Here is a 26,528-nt window from a genome sequence, read left to right as displayed (position 1 = left end):
TAATTTAATTATATCAAAAATTCCTTTCAATACGCTTGGGAAGGATTATACATTTTAAAAAACACCTGAACAATTTTTAGTAAAATCGTCCAGGTGTTTCAGTTATTCAGATTAACTTAGCGCTTTTACAAGTGCGTTTCCGTATGCCGGCAGATCAGGTGGTCTTCTGCTCGAGACAATGTGACCATCTGTTACTACTGCTTCATCATGCCAGATGGCGCCCGCATTGGTCATATCATCTTTAATACCAGGTGTACTCGTTACATTCACACCTTTTAAAATATTTGCTGAAATCAATACCCAGCCTGCATGACAGATCTGACCAATCAATTTCTGATGCTGATTCATGTGCTGAACCATATCAATCACTTCTTTATAGCGTCTTAATTTATCCGGAGACCACCCGCCCGGAACTAAAATACCATCATATTCTTCTACATTGATTTCATGAAAAGCATAATCACTTACAGCAGGTACACCATACTTCCCAATGTATTCATGTCCGTTCTTTTCACCGACAATATGAACGACTACTCCCTCTTCTCTCAGGCGCATAACCGGATACCATAGTTCCAGGTCCTCAAAATCATCACTCACAAGTGCAATCACTTTTTTAGCATTTAACTTCATTTTTTATACCTCCTCATTTATCCCTTTCGTACATACCATTACCGCTTTGATGTATACTGAAACAATAACACATGAAAGGTGGATGTATATATGAACATAACTACTTATACAGTTGAAAAAATAAATGATACATTCGGTATCCTGACAGGGGACCGTTTTGAATTCATGCTTGAGCTTGCAAAAGATGAAGAGGATGAGCTATTTCAGGATGGCGACGTCAGCATTAAAGCGCTATACAAGATCGAAGACGGTGAAGAACAGTTAATGAAATATGATCTGATCAAAAGCAGTGATGGTCAGGTCCTGGACTTTGAGCTTGAAGATGAAGAGCTGGAAACAGTTAAAGCATTCTGCAGCGATCACTGGCAGGATGCGCAGGAAAATTAATGACATGGATGATTTGAGCAGAAATCCTGATCAGGGTTTCTGCTTTTTTTGTGCTAGCTTTATTTTTCACATCACTTCAGATGATACAGACCTTATTATGCAAATTTCATGAATCGTCAAAATCTTTTCTTGACTCGAAATACATATTCACCTAATATTATGATGAAATGATCAATACTTTATACCTATAAAATTGGAGGAAGGATGACATGATGAAGGGGTCCGTAGGTCAAAAGCTGGTATCTGCCTTTCTAGTCGTTGCATTAATTTTTGCAGCATCAGGCGTTTATTCTTATATCAATATGAGGGCAATGAGCCAGACATTTGAAGATGTCACTGAGTCACTTTTTGAAGCAAGAGCCGCCATACTTGAACTTGAAAGCACGGTTCATGAGCAAAACAGTACATATAGAGGGTTTTTATTATCTTCTCAATCGATTTATCTTGATACATTTTACGAATTAAATGCAGAAACTGAAGCAATCAGCGAACGGATTGAATCACTCATTACTGACGAAACGTCATTGCAGCTTCTTTCTTCCATCAATAATAAAAATACCGAAATGCTGACAATAGGTGAAGACCTGCTTCCTCTTTTTGAAGCAAATCCTGACATTGCCAGAGTCAGAGCCACCGGTACGATGACACCGCTTGCCAATCAGCTTGCAGGTGAGGCGAATGAGATGATTGACCGGATCAATGAAGACATTTCCTCTACACTGCTCGAATCCAATGCCTCTATCGCACAGGCACGTACACTTTCAGCGGTTATGATGGGGGCAGCCTTTCTCATTGCGATCCTACTTGGGGTCATTCTGACGTCCCGCATCACCAAGCCACTCAAGTCTATGACTGCGATGGCTGAACGCGTAGCTGACGGTAACCTGACTGATCAGCCCATTCCAATGAAGGGTAAGGATGAAATTGCAAAGCTGCAGCATTCATTCATTGCGATGCAGGATAATCTGAAAAACCTAATACAGCAGATCTCGCTGAACTCTGCACAGGTTGCCGCTTCATCTGAAGAGCTTTCTGCCAACGCTGAACAAACTTCGAGAGCGACAGAACAGACGGCCGGCTCGATTGAAGAAATCTCCAGAGGATCTGAAAATCAGGTATCCGCTGCTGACAGAAGCGTTGAGTCCCTTCGAAGTGTAACAGTCGGCATCCAGACAATTGCTGAAAGTGCAAATGTCATTGAAAATTATTCAAATGAGTCCCTTTCCCATGCAAATGAAGGTGGCACATTAGTTGAAAACACGGTTCAAAATATGGAATCAATCAGCCACCGCGTTGGTGAATCCGATCAGGCCATTCAGAACCTGTCTTCACGTACAGACGAAATTGGTTCAATTTTAGATGTAATCAGAGGCATTGCCGACCAGACAAACCTCCTGGCATTAAATGCAGCAATTGAAGCGGCTCGTGCAGGTGAACACGGTAAAGGTTTTGCAGTCGTTGCTGATGAGGTGAGAAAGCTCGCCGAACAATCTGCAGGCTCCACTCATAAGATTAATGACCTGATCGCTGAAATGCAGAAGGATTCATCAAGGTCTGTTGAAACAATGGATGAGGTAAAAGCTGAGGTTGAACGCGGTATCAATGCAGCACAGGCAACGCAGGAAAAATTCCAGCTGATTGTCGGCTCTGTTGAACAAATGACCACCCAGATTGAGCAGATGAACGAAACTGCACAGGCAATCGCTGCAAAATCAGATGAGGTGACTGTAACGGTCGGCAGCATGACCGGCATTGCCAAAGATACAAATGATCACTCTGCAAGCGTCAGTGCTGCTGCCCAGCAGACACTCGCTTCTATGGAAGAAGTCACATCCTCTGCCACTGCTCTGACAGGTATGGCAGAAGAACTCCAGGAACTGATTGCAAGGTTTGAACTTCCGGGTGAAACGTCATTGAATGAATATGAAGAAGAATACCCTGATCACCATGAATTGAATTCTTCAGAAGAATCTGAGAATGAAGAATATGATGAGGCCGCAGTGGCAGAAGAAGACCAAAACACTACAGGTGAAAAAGTTTCTTAAGTAAAAAGGTTTCCGCTTTTATTTTTAAAAGCGGAAACCTTTTATATTTTCACACGTATAAGGTATTGTAGCAGGAAAGACATAGAAAAAAGGATGATGAACAGATGAGCTTTTTCAAGCGGCTGTTTGGCGGAAAAACAGAAACGCGACCTGAAGTTACGGACAGAACCGTTCATAACCTGAAAATCGGTGATATCGTCACTTATGACCTTCAGGACTATGAAGTAGTCGGCAAGCTATCATATAATGATCACGGCTTCAAATGGTCAGCCTATCAGCTTCAGGGTGTACAGGAAGTAATCTGGCTCGGGGTTGAAATGGATGATGAGCTCGAACTCGGCATTTACAAAAAATCAACACTGAAGCTTCAGGAGCCTTTGCCTAAAGAAATTGAGTATGAAGGCACAATGTATTACCTTGATGAAACCGGCTCAGCAATTGTTAAAGGTGAAGGCAGAAGTCAGAATGTAGACGGTGTTAAATGCAAATACGCTGAATACTATGATGAAGATGACGAAAAAGCATTATCTGTAGAGATCTGGGGCGGCGATATAGAAGCAAGTACAGGCTACAGTATTGAAGAATATGAACTTAAAATTATTGCAGGATCACACTAAACTAATTGGAGGAATGAATCATGTTTCAATTTTTTAAACGGGTAAAAACAGTAGTAGGATCAGAGTTGAATTCCATGCTCGATAAGGCGGAAGATCCGGTAAAAATGCTTGATCAGTTCATGCGTGAAATGGAAGCAGATATCCGCGAGGTAGAAACTGCAGTTGCTAAGCAGATCGCCAGCGAAAAAATGCTTCAAAAGAAAGTTGAAGACGCTGAAAGCATGATGAAAAAGCGTGAAGAGCAGGCAATGAAGGCAATTGAAACTGGAAATGAAGACCTTGCACGCCGCGCGCTTGAAGACAAAAAGAATCATGCAGACCAGGCAACTTCTCTTGAGGATTCATATGCAAGAGCGAAAGAAGACGTTGCAGTTCTAAGAACAAAGCTTGATGAGATGAAAAAAGAATACAATGAAATGAAACTGAAAAAAGATTCACTGAAAGCACGTGCAGAATCTGCAAAAACACGTACGAAGATGAACCGAACACTTTCAGGAATCAACAACGATGCATCACGCGGCGGCTTTGAAAGAATGGAAGAAAAAGTGATGCAGTATGAAGCGGAAGCTGAAACAAGTGAGGATCTTCACCAGTCTAACCGCAGTCTGGATGATGAATTTGATGCGCTTGATAACAGCGTTGATGATGAGCTTGCTGCACTTAAAAAGAAAATGGGTAAAGAGTAATTTCAGCCAGGGCCGGTGTGACAGTAATTGTCACCGAGGCCCTTCTTTTGCGGTAAGGTACTAAATAAATCCATTCAGAAAGGACGGTGAGAATATGAAACGGTCGATCATGTCAGTCATGATTGTTGCTGTTATGTTGTTTGTAGCTGCATGCGGAAGCAGTGGCGGCTCTATTTTTAAGGATGGCGTTGAAGATTATATCAGCACTACATACACTTTATACGATACAGTAGAAAGCGCAGAAAACAGTGACCGCTATGCAAGGATTTATCAGGCGGACAATACAGATCTCGCCTCAGTTTCTGAGGAGCTTCAAAACCATGAAACTCCTGATGAAATGAGTGACATTAATAATGGGAAACAGATTTTCATCTATGACAATGTGTTTGTGACACTGACTGAATCTGAAGAGGACCCGGAAACCACACTGATTGAAGTGGCAGAAGAAGAATTTGCCCGTAATAACTACGGTCCAAGCTTCTTTGAGGGATACCTTCTTGCAAGTCTGATCTCAAATATTTTCGGTAACAACTGGTATGACTCACGTAACAGACAATGTAATTTGAACCCTGAGCGCTGCTATGGCGGCTATAATTCAGCAGGCTCTTATGTAGGCAAAAATTCCACACCGACAATTCGCGGATCAAGTAACCGCGGTGGCGGCATCGGATTCGGAAAATAACATCTATTTTGAGAGGAGCAAAAGAAATGGAACCATTTTTATTAACGATTATGTATTTTGCAATTGCGATTGTCGTCATCCTGATTGGGGTTGCAGTATTTGAACTAATCACGACGAAATATAAGGATTGGGATGAAATCCTTGCGGGAAATAAAGCAGTTGCACTATCAATCAGCGGAAAAATTATCGGTATCAGCATTATTCTTGCTTTTGCGATCTATCACAGCTTCGCAGTCTGGGAAACATTGATCTGGGGTGGACTTGGCGTAGCGCTGCAGATGATCGGTTATTTACTTTTCGAAACATTCACTCGAAAATTCTCGGTTGAAGAGCAGCTTCATAAAGGTAACCTTGCAGTCGGGATTATCAGTTTTGGTGTATCAGTTGGACTTGCATTTGTAATTGGTGCATCAATTACATAATTAAAACGGTTAGGAGCTTCACCATGAAGACGATGAATGATCTGGGCATCAAACAGAGTAAGACGATCTACTGGGCTTCAGGAATCGTTTCGATATGCGGTATTATATTTGAAGTATTATTTGGAGCTGCAGGCTCTTATATCCTGGGAGATGGTGTGAAGCAGTATACGCTCACCATCTCACTTTTTTTAACTGGAATGGGGATTGGGGCTTCAATCAGTGAACGCGTTACGCGTAATCTGATCCCCTCTTTTATCTGGATCGAATATGCAATTGGCATCATTGGCGGACTCTCCACCTTTCTATTTTTTGGCGTAACAGCTTTCCTGCCGGATGGAACTGATGCCATATTTCTTTACTCGATCACCTTAATTGTAGGCGGATTAACCGGACTTGAACTTCCCATCTTAATCAGGAAAGCAAATGATATCGGCGTTACACTGCGTAAAAGTACTGCCAGGGTTTTGTTCTCTGATTACGCCGGCGGTCTGATCGGCGGATTACTTTTTGTATTTTTCCTGCGCCCTGAATTTGGCCTTGTAAAATCGGCTTTTATGGTCGGCTTAATTAACGTCGCCGTTGCACTCTGGGTCCTATTTTATTTTAGAAAAGAAATCAAGCGATTCAGACTTCACCTCACAGCAGGCATTGGATTTTTTCTTGTTCTCTTTTCCGGCATTTTCTGGGGAGAGGAAATGGCTTTTTCATTTGAACAGAAATTGTATCGTGATCCGATCATCTATCATGAGCAGACGGATTATCAGCAGATCATTCTCACTAAAGAGCGCGGCGATGTCAGACTGTTTTTAGATGGACAGCTTCAGATGAGCTCAACGGATGAATACCGCTATCATGAAACACTTGTCCATCCTGCTGTTGAAGCCGCTGATTCACCTGAAAATGTATTAGTGCTTGGTGGCGGAGATGGACTCGTTCTACGTGAGCTGTGGAAATATAATGACGTTAAATCAGTGGATTTAGTAGATCTCGATCCTGCAGTGGTTGACCTCGCAGAATCGAATTATGATCTGCTGCAGCTAAATGAAGATTCCTTTAGTGACCCGCGTGTAACGGTTCACCATGAAGATGCATTTTCATTTATGGAACAGACTGATGAATTTTATGATGTGATCATCGTTGACCTGCCTGATCCGAATAATGAATCACTTAACAAGCTGTATACACTTCAGTTTTATCAGCTTCTTCGTAATTCCCTTTTACCCGGCGGAGCGATGATGATTCAGGCGACGAGTCCGACTTTTGCAACAGAAGTATACTGGACGATTGATCATACGGTCAGGGAAACCGGTCTGCATGCTGAAAATCTTCATGTGGATGTACCAAGCTTTGGTGACTGGGGCTTTATTTTTGCAGAACGCGAGGATTCTGAGGCTTTAGATAAAATGACATTCAACGTTGAGACGGAGTTTTTAGATGAAGAAACCTTGCAAAGCTTAAGAACGTTCGGTAAAGACATCGATCGTGATATGACTGATAACCGTGGAAATCCTTTTGACTATCAGCCTAATACCTTAATTGATCCGATTCTGCTTGAGATGTATGACAGGGCATGGACTAATTATTAACAAAAGCGCCTGAGACAATTTTGTCACAGGCGCTTTAATCGTTTCGCTGCGCTTCAGGCGGGCGCTTTCCGCGGCCGGGCGGTGAGCCCCTCCGGCTTCGCCGCACGGTCTCACCTGTCCCTTTCCCCCGCAGGAGCCGCCGCCTTACGCTCCGCTACACTAAGATTTCATAAATAAGCTTTTAAGTTTCTCATTTAATGAAATCAATTGTTCAAATTTCTTTAAATACTATTCCATCAGGAAGTTTGCTCCTGCAAGATCTGTTTTGCCTTTTAATGTTGCGTAAGCATAGACATTATAGTACTTTCCTGCCTCAAGATTAACCCCATTTACTTTACCGTCCCAGGCAAATGTCTGGAATCCTGCTTCAACATTTTCAACGAGTGCAATGTCACCAAGATAAGCTACTGGTGCGCCAGCTTCATTGGATTCATATACAAACAAATCAACGACTTCTGCACCACCCGGGAAGTACCCTTCAATTGTGAATACATCTCCGTCCTGGTAGACACCCATGCTTGTTACACGAGGATAATCAGGTTCGCCTACAAATAGAATCGTTGGTACGTCTACCGTCTGCTTACCGTTTGATACAGTAATGCTGCCTTCATAATAGCCAGGCTCAAGCTTAGATGCATCAACCTGAACGTTCAGGTTAATCTTCTTAGAACTGTTCGCATTTACTTTTGTATTACCGCTTGTCATAACTTTGATTGCCTTGTTGTTTTCTCCAAAGTCTACATCAAACGAATAATCCACTTTCTTGTCAGAAAGGTTCTTTACTTCAAAATGATTACGCTCGACCTGCTTACCATTTGACTTAACGAACTTGCCAAATGAATGGCTGCCATTTCCTACAAGGATATCAGTTGCAATCGCATCAGCGACACGGATGCTTCCTGCGCCCTGTGAGTTATGTGCATAAGGCTCGCCTGTTGCCGGGTCAATGATTTCAGCAGCCGTATTCATCAGTGCTGCTTTTACATCATCTACTGACCAGTCAGGGTTTGCCTGAAGGACGAGTGCTGCTGCGCCCGCTACGTGCGGTGCTGCCATACTTGTACCCTGAAGTGCTGCATAACCGTGTGGCGCTGCCGGGTTGTGCGTTGGGATTGTGCTGACGATATTCACACCAGGTGCTGATACGTCAGGCTTGATCATCCATGTGTCTACTACTGGGCCACGAGAAGAGAATCCAGCCATTGACTCACCTACTTCACGGTAAAATGCTGTGCTAAATGTAACAGTGTTATTTCCTGCTTCAAGTTCAGCAAGCATTTTCTGTCCGTCTGCATTATTCATTTTGATCGTTGGAAGAGAGATCCCAGGAACATCAGGCTGTTCCCCTTGTACGTTGTTAAATATAATGGCGCCAACTGCACCGGCATCTTTTGCATTGTCTGCCTTATCAACAAATGGATAGTTTCCACGCTGAATCAGTGCGATTTTACCTTCAAGATCTTTTCCTTCAAAATCAGCCGGACCACCTAGTCCAACATATACGAATTCAAGCTCCTGACCATTTAATCCAAGGATCGCTTCATCTGACGGAAAGCCCATCACTTTAGCTGATGGAAATTCTGCATCTCCTGCAGTATCAACTGACGCAGAATATACGTTGTAAGGAAGCTGTGTTGCACCAACTGAAATCGCTTCACGTGATGTACCAGGCGAACCGACTGTCCAGTTGTTTGGACCACTGTTACCGTTAGAAGTAACAGCAACTACTCCTTCTTCCATTGCCCAGTCAAGTGCGATAGAAGTTGCCCAGTCAGGTGCATTCAATGAGTTACCCAGTGAAAGGTTCATAATGTCTGCACCGTCCTGCACGGCTCTTTCAATACCTGCTACTACATTTTCAGTTGAACCGCTTCCCCCAGGTCCAAGCACACGGTATGCAAGAAGCGTAGCGTCAGGTGCCACACCTTTAATTGCGCCGTTAGCAGCAACCGTTCCGGCTACGTGAGATCCGTGAAGCGTTGATGCACCACGAGGGTCTCCTGCCGGTGTTTCCTGTGGATCTTGATCATTGTCTACAAAGTCATAGCCCTTATATTCGCCAAATGCATGGGCAAGATCCGGGTGAGTGTAATCTACACCAGTATCGATGACAGCAACCGTTACACCTTCACCGGTAAAACCTTCAGCCCATGCTTCGTCAGAACCGATAAACGGGGCACTGTCGAACATTTCAGCTTTCAGGTTATCCTGTGAAACCGGTGTTGCTTCATCTACCACTGATGCTGTGTATGTAACGTTTGGATAAACTGCTTTTACACCTTCAACAGATAGTAAAGCCGGTACATCCTTTTCAGATAGCTCTAGTGAGAATCCTGAGAATACTGTATCGTATTCATTATGAATTTCTGCACCTGAAATCTGATCAAGCACGTCAGACTGAACTTCCGCGCGTTTATTCTTCAGGTTTCCTTTTGATTGTGATACGCCTCTCGACTTTGCCTCTGCAATTGAAGGCTCTTCTAATTCCACAATAACCGTTGTTTCTTTACCGGATTGAAAGTTGAAATTCCCTTTAAGCTGAGCCAGGCTGTCTGCATCTTTTGGTGCCTGGTTTGCCCCAGCCCCCGTGCCGAATGCTGATAATAATAACACTAGTACCAATGTTGAAATGAGTGATTTTACCGATCTCTTTTTCATCCTTTTTCCCCTTTCAAATTTTTCACTGTAATACTTTTATCATCCACTCCTTCCATTATTTAAAAATATCGAACATATATAATATTCAGACATTTAAGGATATTTTCCCAGAGTTGATTTTCTTATTTTTCCAATAAATTTTATATGATATATTACGCATGTCTTTTTTCTTATATAGGACATTGGACATAACATACCCACCTATCGTATAGATAAATAGTTCGTTTCCCTAGATTGTTTCTCATAGTGTTTCGCATTTTTTAATAGAAGCCCTGTCCGAACTCTATTAAATTCATATTCTATTATCAGGAGGTGAAAAGAATGACTTGTAAAAACCACTACAAACAACCACTTGGTTCTATTGGAAAATGCGACTGCGACTGCCCTAAACGTCCGCGCCCGGACAAACATGTACTGATGCTATTTGAAAACTGTGCACCATTTGCCGGAAACAAATACACACCATACAACACGATCTATGATACTCAGCCGGACTCTCTTCCAGTCACAATAGCGGCAACAATTGAAAACTTCAGTACGGACGCGATCATCGTGACCATCTTCCGAAAAGGTTATGACCAGGTTGTCACTACTGTACAGGGCGGATCTTCTCTGACTTTCGTCTACGATAAAGTGCTCCGTATTACGGTAAACGCCTGCCAAGAATACACCGGATCATTTAAGCACCAGATCACTTATGAAGTAGAGAAGTAATAACAGACTGCCACACTCAAAAAGACGGACGACCTTAGTGGTCTTCCGTCCCTCCATTTAATTCATATCTACATTATGATAAACCTGCTGAACGTCCTCAAGCTCTTCAAGGGCACCAAGAAGCTTTTCAATCTGCTCCTGATCCTCTTCTGATACTGCGACATCATTCTGCGCAAGCATCGTCAGTTCAGCCACTGTAAATTCAGTGATCCCATTTTCTTTTAATGCCTGCTGAACCGCATTGTACTGATCAGGTTCTGCATAAATAATGACTGTGCTTTCTTCTTCAAGTACATCACGCACATCAATATCATTCTCCATCATCAGCTCAAGAATCTCTTCTGCTGACTGACCCTCAACACCAAATACAGCAGTTGAATCAAACATATAAGATACTGATCCACTCACACCCATGTTGCCGCCGTTTTTACCAAAAGCTGCGCGTACTTCAGAAGCTGTACGGTTCACATTGTTCGTCAGTGCATCCACAATAATCATTGAACCGGCAGGCCCAAAACCTTCATAACGCAGGCTATCATAGTTCTCTTCGCCCCCGCCTTTCGCCTTTTCAATTGCTCTTTCAATAATCGCTTTTGGCACATTATATGTTTTTGCACGGTCAAGCACCATCCGAAGTGCTGTATTTGCTTCCGGATCCGGGTCTCCCTGCTTAGCTGTTACATAAATCTCTCTCGCAAATTTGTTATATACCTGACTCGTATTTGCATCCTTAGCTGCTTTTTTCTCTTTAATATTATTCCACTTACGTCCCATATATTTCACTCTCTTTCATTCAATAACTGTCTGCCTTTTCACTATACTGATTTTAGGAAAAGAAGGCAAATCACTTACCTGATTATTACAATATGAAAACAATTTACACCTTATGAAGGAAGCTGGAAATTTATGTCGAATGAAAAGATATGAAGTCAATTTTAAGGAGGAAAAATGATGATACATTTAGCTGGAAAGACTGCAATTGTAACCGGTTGCGCATCAGGAATTGGACTTGCAACAGTAGAAGCATTTGTCAAAAAAGAATGAACGTTGTACTGAGGCACCGGAGATAAAGTAAACACGGGGAACGAAGTGAGCCGATGTTGACTTACCGGACAATGTAGAAAAGCGGAAGGCGCTTGGTCAGCTCTGACGGGCATAAGACGCGGAGCGGAAAACGGGTGCTTTTCCCCGTTTACCGATGCGTGGCTTATGTCCCGAGGAGCTAGCGCCTGTAGCTGGACATAAGAGAAAAGCGGAAGCAGGCGTTCAGGTCCGACAAGCATAAGACGGTTTGAGAAAAATGGGCGACCTTTCCCATTTTCTCAAGCTGGCTTATCCCGAGGAGCTAGCGCCTGGATCTGGACAAACGTGGAAAAGCAGAAGGCACTCTTTTAGCTCCTACAGGCGTAAGATTCAGAGCGGGGAATGGACTAAGGGCGGCGTTCATTTAATGAGTTTGCTAATCCAATTAAATGAATTGGTGTCCCAATTCATTCATTCGCTGTTACAATTATCTTGCTCAAACTTACGATCGCTTCAATTAACCCCAGAGGTGAATCAATTATTCGCGTTGCTGATTCAATTAATCTCGCCGCTGATTCAATTAACATCTCCGCTCGAGTACGCTAATGCCAATGCTTCTTGTCAACGTTTAATGCCAGACGAAGACATCCCGAACTTTATCTAAAAGTAAAAAGCTGAAGGGCTTTTTTTACCCTTCAGCTCCTCCTTTTCCTATGCGTGTACTTCTCTCAAAGTACGTCTTGTCACTTTTTCTTTTGCCATTGGCACTGCCCATCTGTCTAAGCCGAAGCGGATTGCAGTGTAGCCTGCGAACATAAGTAGTACGGCTGCTGTTAACAGTATAGGGTTTGTGCTGATTGTTCCTGCAAGCAGGAAGTTAAGGTTCATGAATGCACCTGCCACTAATGCCGGCATTGTAAGTAAGCCAACAATCAAGCCTAATCCGACAAATAGTTCTCCCCAGGGAATCAGTATGTTAAAGATTTCTGCATTTGGCAGTGCGAATGTTTCAAGGAATGTTCCGTACCATCCGGCTACCACTGGTGTTTCCCCTCCCGCTTTTGCAATCGCCCCCTGCAGATAACCTGTCGCATCGAATTCTCCTGTGACTTTACCCCATCCTGCCTGAAGCCATTGAACACCAAGCCAGACTCTTAATACTGTCCAAATTCCTGCAGCCACTTTACCGTTCCACCATTTTTCACCCATTGTAAAACTCTCCTTTTTATTGTGAAACTTTTCACAAGTTAGTTTAAAAAAATAAGTGCTGTTTACTGTTGCTTCATTTGTGAAATGTTTCACATTTATTTGATACCTTTATAATAAAGCATGTTTTCAACACTTGCAATAGTTTGTTCATTATTTCACAAATTGTTCATGAACTGTATTTCACTCAAGATTTTTCCATACTTCAGGTAGCAAATCATTAATTTCATGAGCAAGCATCGTGTGTGCTGACTTTGTTTTAATCCACTCGTCTGCACAGGCTCCATGTAGATAAACTGCGTTTAAAACACCGTGCTTCCAGTTTTCATGACAGCAGATCATTCCTGTGATCATACCGGTTAAAGTATCACCTGTTCCACCTTTGGATAATGCACTGTTGCCTGTGGTGTTTTCATAGACTTCTCCATCAGGAAATGCAGTGAGTGTCTGCTTACCTTTCAAAACAACTGTAACGCCTGCAGTTGTGGCAAAGCGACTCAAAGTTGAATGTCTATTCTGCTCAAGTTCTTCTTTTTCACATCCGGAAATACGAAGGAATTCACCTGGATGAGGGGTTAAAATGACGGGTGATTTACGTTTTTGATAGCTTCTTTTACTTAATGCTCCGGCATCGAGGATAACCGGTAATTCCGTTTTTAAAAATGCTTCTACCGTATGCTCAGTCTCATCATCCGCTTCTCTCCCCGGACCTGCAGCTAGTACACGGTACTGATCAAATGACAGATTATCAAGCCGCTCATAAAAACCCGGCACAAACGTTGTTTCGGGAAGGTGCTGTATCACATATGGAATGACTGATTCCTCTGTACCGACTTCAAGCTTTCCTACTCCGCTTCTCATACACCCGATTGCTGAAAGGACAGCAGCTCCCGGCATGAATCTGCTTCCTGCTGCGATGAGCGCAGTGCCATATGTTCCTTTATGTGCATCTGCTAATCTCTCAGGCAGCGTTCACTTCACATCTTTTGTATTCCACTTTTTCATCATGCCGGCTCCTTTCATGAGTGTATTTTCATTTCCTTATGCATAAACGGGCATTTACCAGTGATCGGTTCAATATCATCTCCGATAAATGACTGCTTCCATTCATTGTGTTCAGGGTCACCGTAGTGGCTGATATCAGGGTGCTTTGGCAGTTGGTCCCATGCTTCTACGCGCTCACGGACTTTTTCGCGGGACATAATACCACCTTTTTCGGTTCCTTCAAGTCCCTGGAAAATAGCACGGGGCTGAAAACCGAGTACCAGACTGTTCCCAAGATCTCTCGTTTTTCTTTGTTTATAGGCCGGTGCATTCCCAAATACAAAAATCGGCTCACCTTTAAAATGAAAATCCCATAGAAAATGCTCAGGATCTCTTGGGTGGTCCTCAGGCCATTCAACTGTATCTTTGTCATGGAGATACTGAATGATATCCCAAAACTGTGCACGATATTCATCGAGTTTTCCTTCTTCTTCAAATGGCTCAACAAAAATAAACAGACCATGCTTTATTTTTGTCGCTTCATTAAACAGCGTGAGAAATTCTCCTACAGCATCCGGTAGATTGGTCCAGTCATCCTGTGATATGTATGCATAGCGAAGTTCCCCTTTCCGCTGGCCTTTCATGCCAAAATAACAGGGGAATGTCGGGTCAAGTACCGTTTTTTCAAATGTTTTATATTCTTTAATCAGCCAATCCGGCAGCTGCTCGTGATTTTCCATATCTTCTTTTGTCAGTAGTCCTGAACTTTTTAATACCATTTGATTTCCTCCATTTATCAATGATGTTTGACTCTACCCTATATTTCCAGACTGAAAACCGGTTACACATTAATATAAAGCTCTCTTTTAATTGGCTGTCGATTGCAGGGAGAGGAAGACGCTTCCCACGGGCGAACGCTCAAGGCTCCTAAGGCAAAAGTTCACTGCCTCCCGCTCCCATCATCAGCTGTGAAAAAACAACAAAGCTAAGCATAAAAAAACAGTGCCCTCCTTGAGCACTGTCCTGTTTTAAGCACGATTTTCATTTGCTATGTCACGATCGATTTCTTTTTTTGATTTCACAAAGAAAGCGAGAATCAGCCCGATCAATGCCGTGATGCCTGCCACGATAAATGAAATATTTACCCCATGGACCATCCCTTCCATTCCTTGTGACGGGATCGCAGCCGTTGACATCACTGTTACAAGCAGCGCTGTTCCGACCGCACCGGCAATCTGACGCATCGTATTATTCATCGCTGTCCCATGGGGAATCAGACGTGTCGGCAGCTGATTCAGTCCTGCAGTCGTAACTGGCATCATCACAAGTGCCAGCCCGAACATCCGGACAGCATTCACAGAAGCTAAATACGTAAAGGTTGTCTCCGTTGTCAGGTTTGTAAACATAAAGGTTGTAATTGTCAGCAGTGCCATGCCGGTAATTGCCAGCCATCTTGCACCAAACATATCAAACAGCTTTCCTGATACAGGATTCATCAGTCCCATCAGCACTGCACCCGGTAGCAGCATTAACCCTGATTCAAATGCTGTAAACCCAAGCATGTTCTGCATCAGTAGTGGCAGTACAACTGCTCCACCGATCATTGCAATAAATACAACCATTCCGATAATTGTCGTGATCGTAAAGATTTTATTACGAAATACTTTAAACTCAAGCATTGGCTGTTCAAGCTTAGACTGTCTTGTAATAAAAATCGGCAGTGCAATCAGACCAATAGCCAGTGAAATCAGCACATGGGCACTTGCCCACCCACTGTTGCCGGCTGTACTGAAGGCATACAATAATCCACCAAAACCAAGTGTGGAAAGCGCAATTGAAATCGGATCCACCTTCGGAAAAGTCTGTTTCGTTACATTTTTTAAAATAAAATAAGCAACAATGATATCAATGATCACGACTGGCAGAATGATATAAAATAAGCTTCTCCACGGGAACTGATCTACCATCCAGCCTGATAATGTCGGACCGATTGCCGGTGCGAATGCAATGACAAGACCGAACATACCCATTGCCTGTCCTCTTTTTTCTATGGGGAAAATCAAAAACAAAATTGTCTGCATCAGCGGCATGATAATCCCGGCTCCAGATGCCTGTAAGACACGGCCTGTCAGCAGGAATCCGAAGTTTGGTGCGATCGCACAGACGAGCGTACCTAATGCGAATAATCCCATTGCCGTAAGAAATAATCTTCGCGTCGTAAATCTTTCAATTAAAAAGGCAGTGATTGGAATCATAATCCCGTTTACCAGCATGAAGATTGACTGCAGCCACTGTGCAGTAGACGCATTCAATTGAAGATCTTTCATAATCACAGGAATCGCAGTTGCCAGAAGCGTCTGATTTAAGATTGCAACAAAAGCCCCTGAGATCAACACAATGAGCAGTGGAACTTTATTAATACCAGCCCCGGCAGCAGGCTGACTTTCTGCATGTGCCATATTGATTTCCTTCTTTCTGTCTGTTAAATTTCGTAAAACGAATTAAGTATTTGCATTATACAACTATATGATTGTATCATACAACTAATAGGTGGCAAGAAACTTGCTTAAAATGAATTGAAGGCGGTATATACATGAAAGAAGAATCATTAGCACAAATCGAGCTCGAAATGGCTGTTCTCTCCAGAAGAATTGCATCAGTGTCCAGAAGCAAACGGGAAGAAAATCTCGTCAGGGCAGCTTATCTGCTATTATTTCAAATCTCATCATATGGTCCCGCAGGTGTAAAAGGCCTCTCTGAAGAACTTCAGCTTGATATTTCCACTGTCAGCAGACAGGCTGCATCCCTTGATCAAAAGGGGTATATCAAGAAAGTACCCTATCCAAAGGACAAACGATCCTATTTATATGAGATTACTGAAGCCGGCCAGCGTGAAATGGTGGAATATCAGAAGATCCGTCGTGAAAAAGTCGATGAACTGCTTTATGACTGGAGCGATGAAGAACGCGAGCAGTTTGGCCGTCTGCTGAAGAAGTTTAATGAGTCGGTGAAAGCGTATTGGTCGGGTGAGGAGTGAGGTAGTCTTTGTGGTGGTTCAGGAAATTAACAGTGTTGTTCATGAGATTACCTTCATCGTTCAGAAGATTATTATTACCTTTCAGGAGATCATGCCAAAAGACCTATACAATCCGCACATACTAAAAACCATCCGGCGTCCACGCGCCGGATGGTTTTCTATTTAATCAGTCCTGCCATTTTCAATCCGTGCAAAATACCATCTTCCTCAACAGATTTCGTCACAAATTTAGCAGATTTCTTAACTTCCTCTAACGCATTCCCCATCGCAAAACTGTTCCCAACAGCAGTCAGCATTTCTATATCGTTCAGACCATCTCCGAATGCATATTGGCGCGCAGGCGGATAGCCTAACTGTTCAATCATTTTGGCAATTCCCTGTGCCTTTGAACCACCCTTTGGCAGGACATCAACTGAATAAGCATGCCACCTGATAAAATCAAAGTCTTTAAATGTTTCTCTATACTGCTCTTCTTCCCCGCGTTCGCAGAATAAAAGGGATTGGTATAGTGGACGATCCACATGATAATCAGGATCATGCGTCGGTTCCATACCGATTTTCAATGTCCCGATGCTTTCTTCAATATAAGCATGCTGTCGGACGTTGGCTTTCATATCCTCATGATCCATGTATACGACCGGATGTTCATTTTCAACCGCGGTTGCAGTCAGCTGTTCAAGTGCATCTGCATTAAGAGGATTTGCATAAATTACTTCATCATTCAACACAACATATTGACCGTTATAGCTGATAAATGAGCGGATGCCAAGCTCCTGTCTCAGGCTTTCATACATAAATGGTGCACGCCCTGTAGCGATGGCGACTTCATGGCCAAGCTCCTGCAGTTTAAAAATTGCTTCTTTTGTGGAAGCGGGCAGTTTTTTGTCGTGGTTGAGTAATGTTCCATCGATATCGAAGAAAATAATACTTTTTTCCATTATTCATCCTACCTTTTTTAGTTTGTATATACAGTTTAACGCAGATAGGGTTTTAGCGCACAGAAAAGCAGCTGAATGTCAGCTGCTTTATTTGTTATATCTCCATATCCCAGCGCTCTTTTTGCGTTTCCTTCAGTTGATCTTCCGTTTCCTGCGGATAAACCGTTCGGAATTTATGGTGATCTGCTGGAATAATTTCGATCATTTTTTTGATCATGTCTTCCGGGTCAAACTCTTTTAATCCTTCTTCCTGCTCGATCATATCTTCTTTACGTGTGAAATGTTCGTTTTCATTGTACCATTTCCACTTTTCTTCGGCACTGCGTTTGTTAAAGCCTGTTGCAAATGGGCCTGGATTGATCGTAGCCACCTTCACTCCGTGTTCTTCAAGCTCGGCTTTCATTGTCTGTGCGATGCCTTCAAGTGCGTGCTTTGTTGCAGTATACGGACCAACATAAGGTGTAGCGGAGATCCCTGCCATTGAGCTCAAAAAGACGATTTTACCGCTGCCTTTTTTCACTAGCTTCCGGGCTGCAAGCTGTGCAGATTCAAGAGTGGCAAATACATTCACTTCAAATAATGCACGGAAGCGGTCCATCGGCACTTCACCGAGTGGTCCACCCTCATTGATCGCTGCATTAGCTACGAAAATGTCAAAATCATGCTTAGTGATTTCTGCCAGGTCACGCTGATTCGTAATATCGAGCTTGAACACTTCCATTTCAAGACCCTGTTCATCGGCTTCTCTCATTAAATCTGTTTTTTGAGCAGTCAGTTCTGTTGTCGCAATCACTTTATGTCCTTCTCTGGCAAGTCCCAGTGCAGCGCCTCTGCCAAGGCCTGTGCCTGCACCGGTGATAAAGATCGTCTTACTCATAAGTAAATTCCTCCTGTATACAAGTCATACCCCACTTGTTCCCAGTTGAAGGAAATTTAAAACGTCACGATGGCGATACTTTATCTTTCATGTACTTTTTAACAGCGGCAAATGTATCATCAAATTTATTAAAAAGCCATTGGAGCGCAATTCCGTGCATGATCACACCGATAATAGAATTGATAATCACAAAGGTATGCATGAGTGCAGACTCTATTTCATAAATGCGGCGGCCAAAAAACAGCAGTTGACTGAAGATAAAGGTGAGTGCTTCTGTATAAGTTGTAATGACATTCGGGAGCTGCCAGATGAGTAATGATTCTATGAAAAATAAGCCGAACACACCCGCCAGCAAAATCATTTTTGAAGCGTTACTGACTTTATCGATCACAGGCTGAACGTAGTGCTTGGTAATCGTTTTAGTTCGGAAAAGGTAAATGACCCTGACGATTCTCGCAGCCTGAAAAAACTGATCAAGCGGGATGATGGCAATCGTTAAAAACGGGTGCTTCTTTATAAATCCCCATTTTGAATCTGATCTGAAAAACCTTACGGCAAAATCAATAAAAAAGATCAGCCACACGATCCAGTTTGTGATTGAACTGTAGGGCTGGTCACTCCATAACGTTGTAATCGTAAAGATAACAAGTATGATCATGAAGCCCTCGTATATTTTTGACAGTAGAGTTGACATCAATGATCACCTTCCTTAAAAAAACTTCTTATTTATCGTACCAAAGAATCATACATTTGGTTTCAAAATAATGATTTTTTTACACGACTCATCGCGCCAGTACCATATTATTTCTGTCAGTAAGTGACCTTTGGCAGCGTTTATCCCAAAGCTGTAAGGGTAATTGAGTGAGTATATACATAATGAATTTTTGAAAAGGAGCTGCTTTGAATGGACGTTAAAAAGCCTGTGCCCCGCGCTAAAGGGATAGACAATTCACTTTCATTAATAAAAGAGGGTTTCTATTTCCTCCCAAATCAGCGTGAAAAGCTTGGCTCGGATATTTTCGAAACGAGACTGCTTGGTAAAAAAGCAATCTGTATGGCTGGTGAAGAAGCTTCCGAACTATTTTATGACACAGAAAAATTTAAGCGTGAGGATGCAATGCCAAAGCCGCTTAAGATGTCACTGTTTGGTGATGGCAGCCTGCACGGGATGGACGGTGAAGCACATAGGAACCGGAAGCGTACATTTCTTTCGATGTTCACACCTGACCGGGTGGAGGATTTAAAAAGAATGGCGCTTGAACATTTGGATGCAAAGGTGAGTCAGTGGGAAATAGCGGATGAGGTTTTTATTTTTGATGAAATGCAGGAGATTCTTGCAAGAGCCGGCTGTGAGTGGGCAGGTGTTCCACTTGAAGAGAATGAAGTGAAGCAGCGCACACGTGAAATGATTGAAATGATCGATTCATTCGGTGGTTCTCTATCAAGATTTAAAGATGGAAAAAAAGCACGTGACAGTCATGAAGCATGGCTGCAGGAGATCATAAAAGGCGTCAGGAAAGGTAAAATGAATCCACCGCCCAATACAGCTGCCTATATAATGGCTCACCATAGAGAGAACAATGGAAAGAGATTTGATAATGGGACGGCTGCTGTGGAATTAAGTAATTCATTCCGACCGCTTTTGGCAACTGCTTACTTTCTGACTTTCGGTGTACTTGCGATGCATGAGCATCCGGAGACAGTTAAAAAGCTTCAGCACCACCCTAAATACAGCCACATGTTTGCCCAGGAAACCCGCAGATTCTATCCGTTTGTTCCTGCCATGGCTGCTAAAGTGAGAAAGAACTTTGAGTTTAAAGGATATAAATTTAAAAAGGATACACTCGTCGTATTAGACATTTTCGGAACGAATCGTCACTCTGACAGCTGGGAAAAGGCTGATTCTTTTATTCCTGAACGGTTTGACGGCTGGAAAGGCAGCCCGTTTTCATTTATTCCTCAGGGCGGGGGAGATCATCATACAGGACACCGCTGCGCCGGTGAGTGGCTGACTGTCATTGTCATGAGTTCATTTTTTGAGTTCTTTGCGAAGAACCTGACATATGATGTCCCTGAGCAGGACCTGTCTTACAGCATGGAAAGAATGCCAACCTTCCCTAACAGCAGACTGATCATTCAAAATGTGAAAAAAACAGCGGATTATCAAAAGAATCTCAGTGAATTAATGGATGGTTTTTCTGCAATCAGATAGTATTAAAAAAAGAGGCCGAGGCCTCTTTTTTTAGATCATCTTCCCCTGCTCCTGAATCATTTTAGAAGCATGTTTATCCTTATACATCTTTTCGTCAGCAGTCATATACATATCATTTAAAGACTGATGATGCTCATATAATTCATATCCGTAACTAAAGCTGAGTGATGTCAAAATGGGGTCATGTTGTTTTTTCAGCTGACGGCGGATTTCCTGAGCAATCTGATCAGGCTTAATGTGTCCGCCTTCAAAAATAATAATAAATTCATCTCCGCCGAGCCTTGCAATCAGCCCTTTTTGCTGAAATGATTTTTTCAGTATATTGGCAAAGCCTACAAGAACCTGATCTCCTTTATGATGACCATGTTCATCGTTAATTTCCTTAAAGTAATTCAAGTCCATCAGCATAATACCAAACGTTTTTTCAGCTTCTTTCAGGTGCTTCATATACACTTCTGTACTTCTTCGGTTATAAAGCTTTGTCAGGAAGTCTTCTTCAGTTGAAGTTGACTCAAGGAATATGTAGGCGACCAAAATACCGAGCACGCCTGATGTCCAGGAAAAGTAGAGCTTGGAATCAACCATCTGAATGACCATTCCAATAATCGGTAAAGAGAAGAATCCAAGAAATATATTAACGATATATGAGCTGGTTTTTTTACGGTTTTTAAATAAAAAATAAATCATGTAAATATAAAAACTGGCAAGTACCACATAGTGAATTTCTTTAAATACTCCACTTGAATAACTGTTTGTAGCAGCGTCCACATCAAAATAAATTGGATAAACCATATTGACCAGCAGGACAAGAAAAGTGATCACACTTAAATGCTGATAATACCCTTTTTTATAAATTCGTTTCGGATCTTTGAAAATGTGATAATCCACATAAGAAAGCATCAATCCTCCAAGGACAGGTCCAACGAGAAACAGGAAAAAATTCGTGCTGTATTCCAGTAAATATGCACCGGGAAAAAGCATTCCGTCAAAAATCCATGTAGCCGGTTCCAGTATCATCGCAATTGCGCTTGTGATCATGATTAAGATCAGCAGTTTCTTACTGAAAGTTTCCACTTTTGATCTCATCTTTACGATGATATACAGGATAATCAATATGGCAAAGGCAAAAACGTTCAACTGAAATTGCACCAGATAATCCATATTCCCCTCTCCTATCCAATTGTGATACAAAGCAAAAGACCCATTTTAACGATTTTAGTTTTATTATCCTACTTTTTACACAGAAGTCAAAGGAATTTTTTCTCAATTGAGAATGTTCTAAACCATATAACCGAAGCCTTATTCCTGCATATATGAGAGGTTACCAAAAACTTATACAGGAAGAAATTGTTTTTAAATCAATAAGATGCAGACAGGCGGGCACTCTTAACGATCATGAGATATAATGAGCGGTCTACCCATGTTCCCTAAGTTTCGAAGGACTGCCTTCCGAAGCTGGACAAAAAAATCCCCTCTCATGTGTCGAGAGGGGATTTGCTTTTTAATAAGGATCAGCTTTATGCCCTTTTCTTTGAGCGCTGTAAATTGCTTTTTCACTGTCAGCAGTTCCAGTCTGCTGTTCGTTATTTTGATTTTCCATCTGAGCTTTTACCTGCTCCAATTTCTCTTCAACACGTCTGCCATATTCCTTATCCGCCTTAGTGAAATGCTCAATCATCGTCTTCTGAATCGTTGAGTGGCACACAGCCAGGGCATCAGCGAGGTTACTGATAAGCTCCTCTCTTTCCCACTCTTCAAAATTGCGGTAAGTTTCACCCGCCTGTCCAAAGTTGTTAGGACGGTCGATGCCCTCCCTGACAAGCTTACCGTTATATTGAGGCTGATGATCCTTACCCTCACGATCCGCTTCTTTAAGTCCATCCAAGACTGACGGTTCGTAATTTACATGTGGATTTTTGCCTGACGGTGTATCCACATAATAAGTACTTTGCCCGTCTCGCTGGTTTGTGGCCACACGCTTTTTAGGCGCATTAATTGGCAGCTGAAGGTAATTTGCTCCAACACGGTAGCGCTGTGTATCTGAATAAGAAAATGTTCTTCCCTGAAGCATTTTATCATCAGAGAAATCAAGTCCATCTACCAGAACACCTGTCCCAAATGAGGCTTGTTCAACTTCAGCAAAATAATTCTCCGGATTTTTATTCAACACCATTTTTCCGACCGGAAGAAACGGGAATTTATCAGTTGGCCATAGTTTAGTATCATCAAGCGGATCAAAATCGAGCTCCGGATGTTCATCGTCACTCATAATTTGTACACAAAGCTCCCATTCCGGATACTCACCACGGTCGATGGCTTCATACAGGTCCTGTGTTGCATGACTTGTATTTTTCGACTGGATTTCGTCCGCTTCCTTTTGAGTAAGGTTGCGGATGCCCTGAATTAGCGGCTCCCAGTGATACTTTACTAATACAGCTTTGCCTTCAGCGTTAACCCATTTATAGGTATTAACGCCCGAACCCTGCATTTGTCTGTAATTTGCCGGAATTCCCCATGGTGAAAATAAGAATGTTGCCATATGAGTGCTTTCAGGAGACTGGGAAATGAAATCGAACATTCTCTCCGGATTTTGAATATTAGTCACTGGATCTGGCTTAAACGCATGAATCATATCAGGAAATTTGATTGGATCCCGTACAAAGAAAATCTTCAGGTTATTTCCTACAAGATCCCAATTTCCATCCTCAGTATAAAATTTCACAGCAAACCCTCTTGGATCACGAGCTGTTTCAGGAGACTCCTTTGCTCCAGCTACAGTCGAAAACCTGACAAAAACAGGCGTCTGCTTTCCTTTGCCCTGAAAAACTTTTGCTCTCGTGTATGTAGAAACATCTTCATCTCCAGCTTTGCCATAGGTTTCAAAGTAACCGTGAGCTCCGGCACCTCTGGCGTGAACCACCCTTTCCGGTATTCTTTCCCGGTCAAAGTGAGAAATCTTTTCCAGGAAATCGTAATTTTCTAAGGTGGTTGGTCCTCTGTTCCCCAGCGTTCTCACATTTTGATTATCAGTAACGGGGTGGCCCTGGCGATTGGTTAATGATTCTTTTGATTCACCGGTTCCTGTTCTCTCATCATTTGAATTCCCGGCACCATCTACAGAAGTACCTGTCATTTCATCTCTTTTTTTATTCAAGAATATTCCTCCTTTACTTATTTTTTCATACACTTTATTATTACCAAATTGTAATTGGATTAAACTTCTAATTAGAATGATTTTTATTTAATTGTTATTATATTTAAGAATTAATATAATGGTTTCAGGAGACTTGTTATTATATTGTCTTCCTTTCAATCAGCTTGACATTTACTTCTTTTCTTAAAATATTTTGTTGAAGCGACTGTTTGAACAGGTTTCTCCCCATCTTCTCTAAAGGCAGAGCAATTGTTGTAATGGAAAGCATCTCTGCTATTGGATGATTATCAAATCCCATTACACCAAGGTCTTCTGGTATACTAAAACCCATCTTTTCAGCAGCAATCAAAATACCGGCTGCTGTCTGGTCATTTGTTACTAAAAGTGCATCAGGTCTTTGCACTAAGCTGCTAATCTCCTTTAACACCCGCTCGCCGTCCTGGACATGATAGGAATTATCAAAAATCCACTCCTCATTAAACGGCAGATGCTTACTTTTCAAAAAATCCATATAAGCACGTTCTCTTGCCTGACTATTGGTACCTGATCGCCTGCCGATGCAATAGCCGATACGCTTATAGCCTTTCTGATCAAGGTAGTTCAGCGCGTTCATGAACACCTGATACTGATTAATAAATGTATAAGAAACTTCCTCCTCAATCTCTTCACACATCACAATCTGTCCATATGTCTGGTATGGTTCTATCATTCTCCATTCACTGGACCTTGAGCAGAAAATACATGCATCAATCTGCTTGTGCTTTAACATTTCAAGCGCTGCGATCTCCTGCTCCCTCTCATAATCAGTCTGAAACAGGACAAGTTTTTTACGCTGAAAACGAGCTTCCTCAGCAAGACCCTTAAGCAGCCCGGCAAAATAGGGATGGTCAGTAAAAGGCATGACCACCCCAATCATTCCAGTTTTTCCCGTACTCAGATTAACCGCATTCATATTTTTCACATATCCGCTTTCTTCTATCGCCTCAAGTACTGCCTGCCGCTTATCCTCCTGCACATATGGATGTTCATTTAACACCCTTGATACAGTCGTGACAGACACACCTGCGATCCTTGCTACATCACGAATATTGGCCATATCTTCACCTCATCGAAAATAATCCTCTATGGATTCAATTGGCTGAACCTGTTCCGGCTTAACCCTTGAACCGGTCAGACAAGCTACATAAACAATTGCACATAATACTGGTAAAAACAACATACGCGTTCCCTCCCTATGTTCTGATAAATAGAACGTAAAGGATGAAACGCGTTTCAGGTCAAGTCTGTTGTGCCTTCCCTTTATTAAACTGTCCGCTTATAAACCACCAAAACGTCTGTGTCTTACATTAAATTCATCAATTGCCAGATCAAATTCTTCATTTGAAAAGTCTGGCCAGAGTGCATCAGAAAAATAGAATTCCGTATACGCCATCTGCCAAAGCAGAAAATTACTCAGCCTTTTCTCTCCGCCTGTTCTGATCAGCAGGTCCGGCTCAGGCATCTCATTCGTGTATAAATATTTTGAAACTGCTTCTTCAGTAAACTCAGTGTTTTCTTCTTTCATCGTTTCAAAGGCTTTTAGAATTTCCTGCCTTCCTCCGTAATTCAAAGCAAAATTCAACTGTAACCCATCATTTTTACCCGTCTTTTTCACTGCATGCTTAAGTGCTTCACGTGTGCCATACGGGAGCCGCTGCAGATCACCGAGTATATTGATTTTTACATTGTTTCTCATAAGCTCCGGTAAATATTGAAACAGAAACTTCTTCGGCAGCTGGAGGATAAATTCAACCTCCTTCTGCGGCCGCTTCCAGTTTTCCGCTGAAAACGTATAGAGCGTCAGGTACCGCACGTTTCTTTCAGCTGCTCTTTTCACAATTTTTACGACTGTCGATACCCCTTCGACATGACCATCTGTCCGCGACAGCCCTCTTCTCTCTGCCCAGCGACCGTTTCCATCCATAATGACTGCTATATGTGAAATGCCTGTTGATTGATTCATCCACCCATCACCTTTCTATTTCAAATTAATTGAATTTCATTATATTTAATATGATTATAAATATATTTTTATTGATAATCAATATATTTATTAGTTTTTTATGAGCCATCAAAAAAGTATCCTGAAGGAAGACTTTGTGGATCGTCTATTAACCAGGATACTTTCGATAAATTCTAATGAGCTCAGAAGCAACTTAAATATAATCACCAGGAGTGCCCCAGTGTTCAAACTTGTTGTACAGTGAATTTGTTGAATCAAAATGAATCCATATCGGTGCACTATCTAACGCTGGATGAGCTGCAAAGAATTTTCTATCTCCATACCTGATTGCCTCCAAAGCTAAAGGCAGCTCACGCCTGAAAATTGCATCACGCACAGCAGTAACTGCCGGACCAAATTCTCCGTCAACATAAACATATACGTATAGTAATGGACATCCATTAGCTATTATCCATTCTGCAAGCACTTCATCCCTCATGGCATTAATCTTTTCAAAAGCATACTGCAGACCAATTGTAAGAAAAAGTTCTGCAGTAATGTCGGAGTGTGTTAATGTATATTTACGGTCTATGATTGGTTCAGTCATCGTTACACCATTTCTGAATTCAACATATAACTGATCTGGATTGAGCTTTTTCAATCGATCCCCTCCCTAATGTATACATCAC

25 protein-coding genes are annotated in these 26,528 nt (G+C 42.2%); 10 read left to right on the top strand and 15 right to left on the bottom strand.

Going from position 1 to position 26,528, the window contains the following annotated elements:
* Positions 1–111: 111 nt before the first annotated feature.
* Complete coding sequence (locus LG330_RS06250; RefSeq protein WP_404408312.1) at positions 112–630, bottom strand: type 1 glutamine amidotransferase domain-containing protein; 519 nt, start codon at positions 628–630, stop codon at positions 112–114.
* A 90-nt stretch (positions 631–720) separates the two neighbouring features.
* On the opposite strand from LG330_RS06250, the gene LG330_RS06245 reads away from it, so the two are divergent.
* The 7 genes from LG330_RS06245 (at position 721) to LG330_RS06215 (ending at position 7,055) form a co-directional block, all read left to right on the top strand.
* On the top strand, positions 721–1,017 hold the full coding sequence (locus LG330_RS06245; RefSeq protein ID WP_404408311.1) for a DUF6509 family protein: 297 nt from the start codon (positions 721–723) through the stop codon (positions 1,015–1,017).
* 209 nt (positions 1,018–1,226) lie between these two features.
* Positions 1,227–3,062, top strand: a complete 1,836-nt coding sequence (locus tag LG330_RS06240; protein WP_404408309.1) for a methyl-accepting chemotaxis protein — start codon at positions 1,227–1,229, stop codon at positions 3,060–3,062.
* 104 nt (positions 3,063–3,166) lie between these two features.
* Positions 3,167–3,679 (top strand): DUF4178 domain-containing protein, encoded by a 513-nt coding sequence (locus tag LG330_RS06235; RefSeq protein WP_404408307.1) that lies wholly within the window; start codon positions 3,167–3,169, stop codon positions 3,677–3,679.
* A gap of 20 nt (positions 3,680–3,699) precedes the next feature.
* On the top strand, positions 3,700–4,365 hold the full coding sequence (locus tag LG330_RS06230; RefSeq protein ID WP_404408305.1) for a PspA/IM30 family protein: 666 nt from the start codon (positions 3,700–3,702) through the stop codon (positions 4,363–4,365).
* 94 nt (positions 4,366–4,459) lie between these two features.
* A complete protein-coding gene (locus LG330_RS06225; RefSeq protein WP_404408303.1) occupies positions 4,460–5,047 on the top strand; it encodes a DUF4247 domain-containing protein in 588 nt (195 codons plus the stop codon).
* Positions 5,048–5,073: 26 nt separating this feature from the next.
* Positions 5,074–5,469: a DUF350 domain-containing protein gene (locus tag LG330_RS06220; RefSeq protein WP_404408301.1), complete on the top strand. Its 396-nt coding sequence runs from the start codon at positions 5,074–5,076 to the stop codon at positions 5,467–5,469.
* A gap of 32 nt (positions 5,470–5,501) precedes the next feature.
* On the top strand, positions 5,502–7,055 hold the full coding sequence (locus LG330_RS06215) for a polyamine aminopropyltransferase (protein ID WP_404409524.1): 1,554 nt from the start codon (positions 5,502–5,504) through the stop codon (positions 7,053–7,055).
* A 228-nt stretch (positions 7,056–7,283) separates the two neighbouring features.
* Here the strand turns inward: LG330_RS06215 and LG330_RS06210 are convergent, their stop codons facing one another.
* A complete protein-coding gene (locus tag LG330_RS06210; protein WP_404408299.1) occupies positions 7,284–9,713 on the bottom strand; it encodes a S8 family serine peptidase in 2,430 nt (809 codons plus the stop codon).
* A gap of 321 nt (positions 9,714–10,034) precedes the next feature.
* Between LG330_RS06210 and LG330_RS06205 the strand changes: the two genes are divergently transcribed.
* The gene (locus LG330_RS06205; RefSeq protein ID WP_404408297.1) at positions 10,035–10,427 is read left to right on the top strand and encodes a hypothetical protein; all 393 of its coding nucleotides are present in this window, start codon (positions 10,035–10,037) and stop codon (positions 10,425–10,427) included.
* Between the two features lie 57 nt (positions 10,428–10,484).
* Here LG330_RS06205 and LG330_RS06200 read toward each other — a convergent pair whose 3' ends face one another.
* The 5 genes from LG330_RS06200 to LG330_RS06180 form a co-directional block, all read right to left on the bottom strand.
* A complete protein-coding gene (locus LG330_RS06200; RefSeq protein ID WP_404408295.1) occupies positions 10,485–11,201 on the bottom strand; it encodes a YebC/PmpR family DNA-binding transcriptional regulator in 717 nt (238 codons plus the stop codon).
* 960 nt (positions 11,202–12,161) lie between these two features.
* Entirely contained in the window at positions 12,162–12,659 is a 498-nt protein-coding gene (locus LG330_RS06195; RefSeq protein WP_404408293.1) for a DoxX family protein, read from the bottom strand.
* A 180-nt stretch (positions 12,660–12,839) separates the two neighbouring features.
* The gene (locus LG330_RS06190) at positions 12,840–13,625 is read right to left on the bottom strand and encodes an NAD(P)H-hydrate dehydratase (protein WP_404409522.1); all 786 of its coding nucleotides are present in this window, start codon (positions 13,623–13,625) and stop codon (positions 12,840–12,842) included.
* Between the two features lie 50 nt (positions 13,626–13,675).
* Positions 13,676–14,419, bottom strand: a complete 744-nt coding sequence (locus LG330_RS06185; RefSeq protein ID WP_404408291.1) for a YqcI/YcgG family protein — start codon at positions 14,417–14,419, stop codon at positions 13,676–13,678.
* Between the two features lie 249 nt (positions 14,420–14,668).
* The gene (locus tag LG330_RS06180; protein ID WP_404408289.1) at positions 14,669–16,099 is read right to left on the bottom strand and encodes a DHA2 family efflux MFS transporter permease subunit; all 1,431 of its coding nucleotides are present in this window, start codon (positions 16,097–16,099) and stop codon (positions 14,669–14,671) included.
* A gap of 134 nt (positions 16,100–16,233) precedes the next feature.
* Between LG330_RS06180 and LG330_RS06175 the strand changes: the two genes are divergently transcribed.
* Complete coding sequence (locus LG330_RS06175; RefSeq protein ID WP_404408288.1) at positions 16,234–16,677, top strand: MarR family winged helix-turn-helix transcriptional regulator; 444 nt, start codon at positions 16,234–16,236, stop codon at positions 16,675–16,677.
* A 158-nt stretch (positions 16,678–16,835) separates the two neighbouring features.
* On the opposite strand, the gene LG330_RS06170 is transcribed toward LG330_RS06175, so the two are convergent.
* The 3 genes from LG330_RS06170 to LG330_RS06160 all read right to left on the bottom strand — a co-directional run bounded on the left by LG330_RS06170 (position 16,836) and on the right by LG330_RS06160 (position 19,186).
* A complete protein-coding gene (locus LG330_RS06170; RefSeq protein WP_404408286.1) occupies positions 16,836–17,615 on the bottom strand; it encodes a Cof-type HAD-IIB family hydrolase in 780 nt (259 codons plus the stop codon).
* 94 nt (positions 17,616–17,709) lie between these two features.
* Positions 17,710–18,492 (bottom strand): SDR family oxidoreductase, encoded by a 783-nt coding sequence (locus LG330_RS06165; protein ID WP_404408284.1) that lies wholly within the window; start codon positions 18,490–18,492, stop codon positions 17,710–17,712.
* Positions 18,493–18,556: 64 nt separating this feature from the next.
* Entirely contained in the window at positions 18,557–19,186 is a 630-nt protein-coding gene (locus LG330_RS06160) for a transporter (RefSeq protein WP_404408283.1), read from the bottom strand.
* A 210-nt stretch (positions 19,187–19,396) separates the two neighbouring features.
* Here LG330_RS06160 and LG330_RS06155 point away from each other — a divergent pair, with 210 nt between their 5' ends.
* Complete coding sequence (locus tag LG330_RS06155) at positions 19,397–20,704, top strand: cytochrome P450 (protein ID WP_404408282.1); 1,308 nt, start codon at positions 19,397–19,399, stop codon at positions 20,702–20,704.
* Positions 20,705–20,734: 30 nt separating this feature from the next.
* Here the strand turns inward: LG330_RS06155 and LG330_RS06150 are convergent, their stop codons facing one another.
* The 5 genes from LG330_RS06150 to LG330_RS06130 all read right to left on the bottom strand — a co-directional run bounded on the left by LG330_RS06150 (position 20,735) and on the right by LG330_RS06130 (position 26,500).
* On the bottom strand, positions 20,735–21,865 hold the full coding sequence (locus LG330_RS06150) for a GGDEF domain-containing protein (protein WP_404408280.1): 1,131 nt from the start codon (positions 21,863–21,865) through the stop codon (positions 20,735–20,737).
* Between the two features lie 340 nt (positions 21,866–22,205).
* Complete coding sequence (locus LG330_RS06145; RefSeq protein ID WP_404409520.1) at positions 22,206–23,837, bottom strand: catalase; 1,632 nt, start codon at positions 23,835–23,837, stop codon at positions 22,206–22,208.
* Positions 23,838–23,997: 160 nt separating this feature from the next.
* Positions 23,998–24,954: a LacI family DNA-binding transcriptional regulator gene (locus tag LG330_RS06140; protein ID WP_404408279.1), complete on the bottom strand. Its 957-nt coding sequence runs from the start codon at positions 24,952–24,954 to the stop codon at positions 23,998–24,000.
* Positions 24,955–25,173: 219 nt separating this feature from the next.
* On the bottom strand, positions 25,174–25,860 hold the full coding sequence (locus LG330_RS06135; RefSeq protein WP_404408277.1) for an isoprenyl transferase: 687 nt from the start codon (positions 25,858–25,860) through the stop codon (positions 25,174–25,176).
* 193 nt (positions 25,861–26,053) lie between these two features.
* Positions 26,054–26,500 carry a staygreen family protein gene (locus tag LG330_RS06130; RefSeq protein ID WP_404408275.1) on the bottom strand — a complete coding sequence of 149 codons (447 nt, stop codon included), beginning with the start codon at positions 26,498–26,500 and terminating at the stop codon, positions 26,054–26,056.
* Positions 26,501–26,528: the final 28 nt, after the last annotated feature.

It is taken from the genome of Jeotgalibacillus malaysiensis, from assembly GCF_044789845.1.
GTDB classification, from domain to species: Bacteria; Bacillota; Bacilli; order Bacillales; family Jeotgalibacillaceae; genus Jeotgalibacillus; species Jeotgalibacillus malaysiensis_A.
The sequence above is the reverse complement of the archived record's forward strand: the minus strand, read 5'-3'. Positions and strand labels throughout refer to the sequence as shown.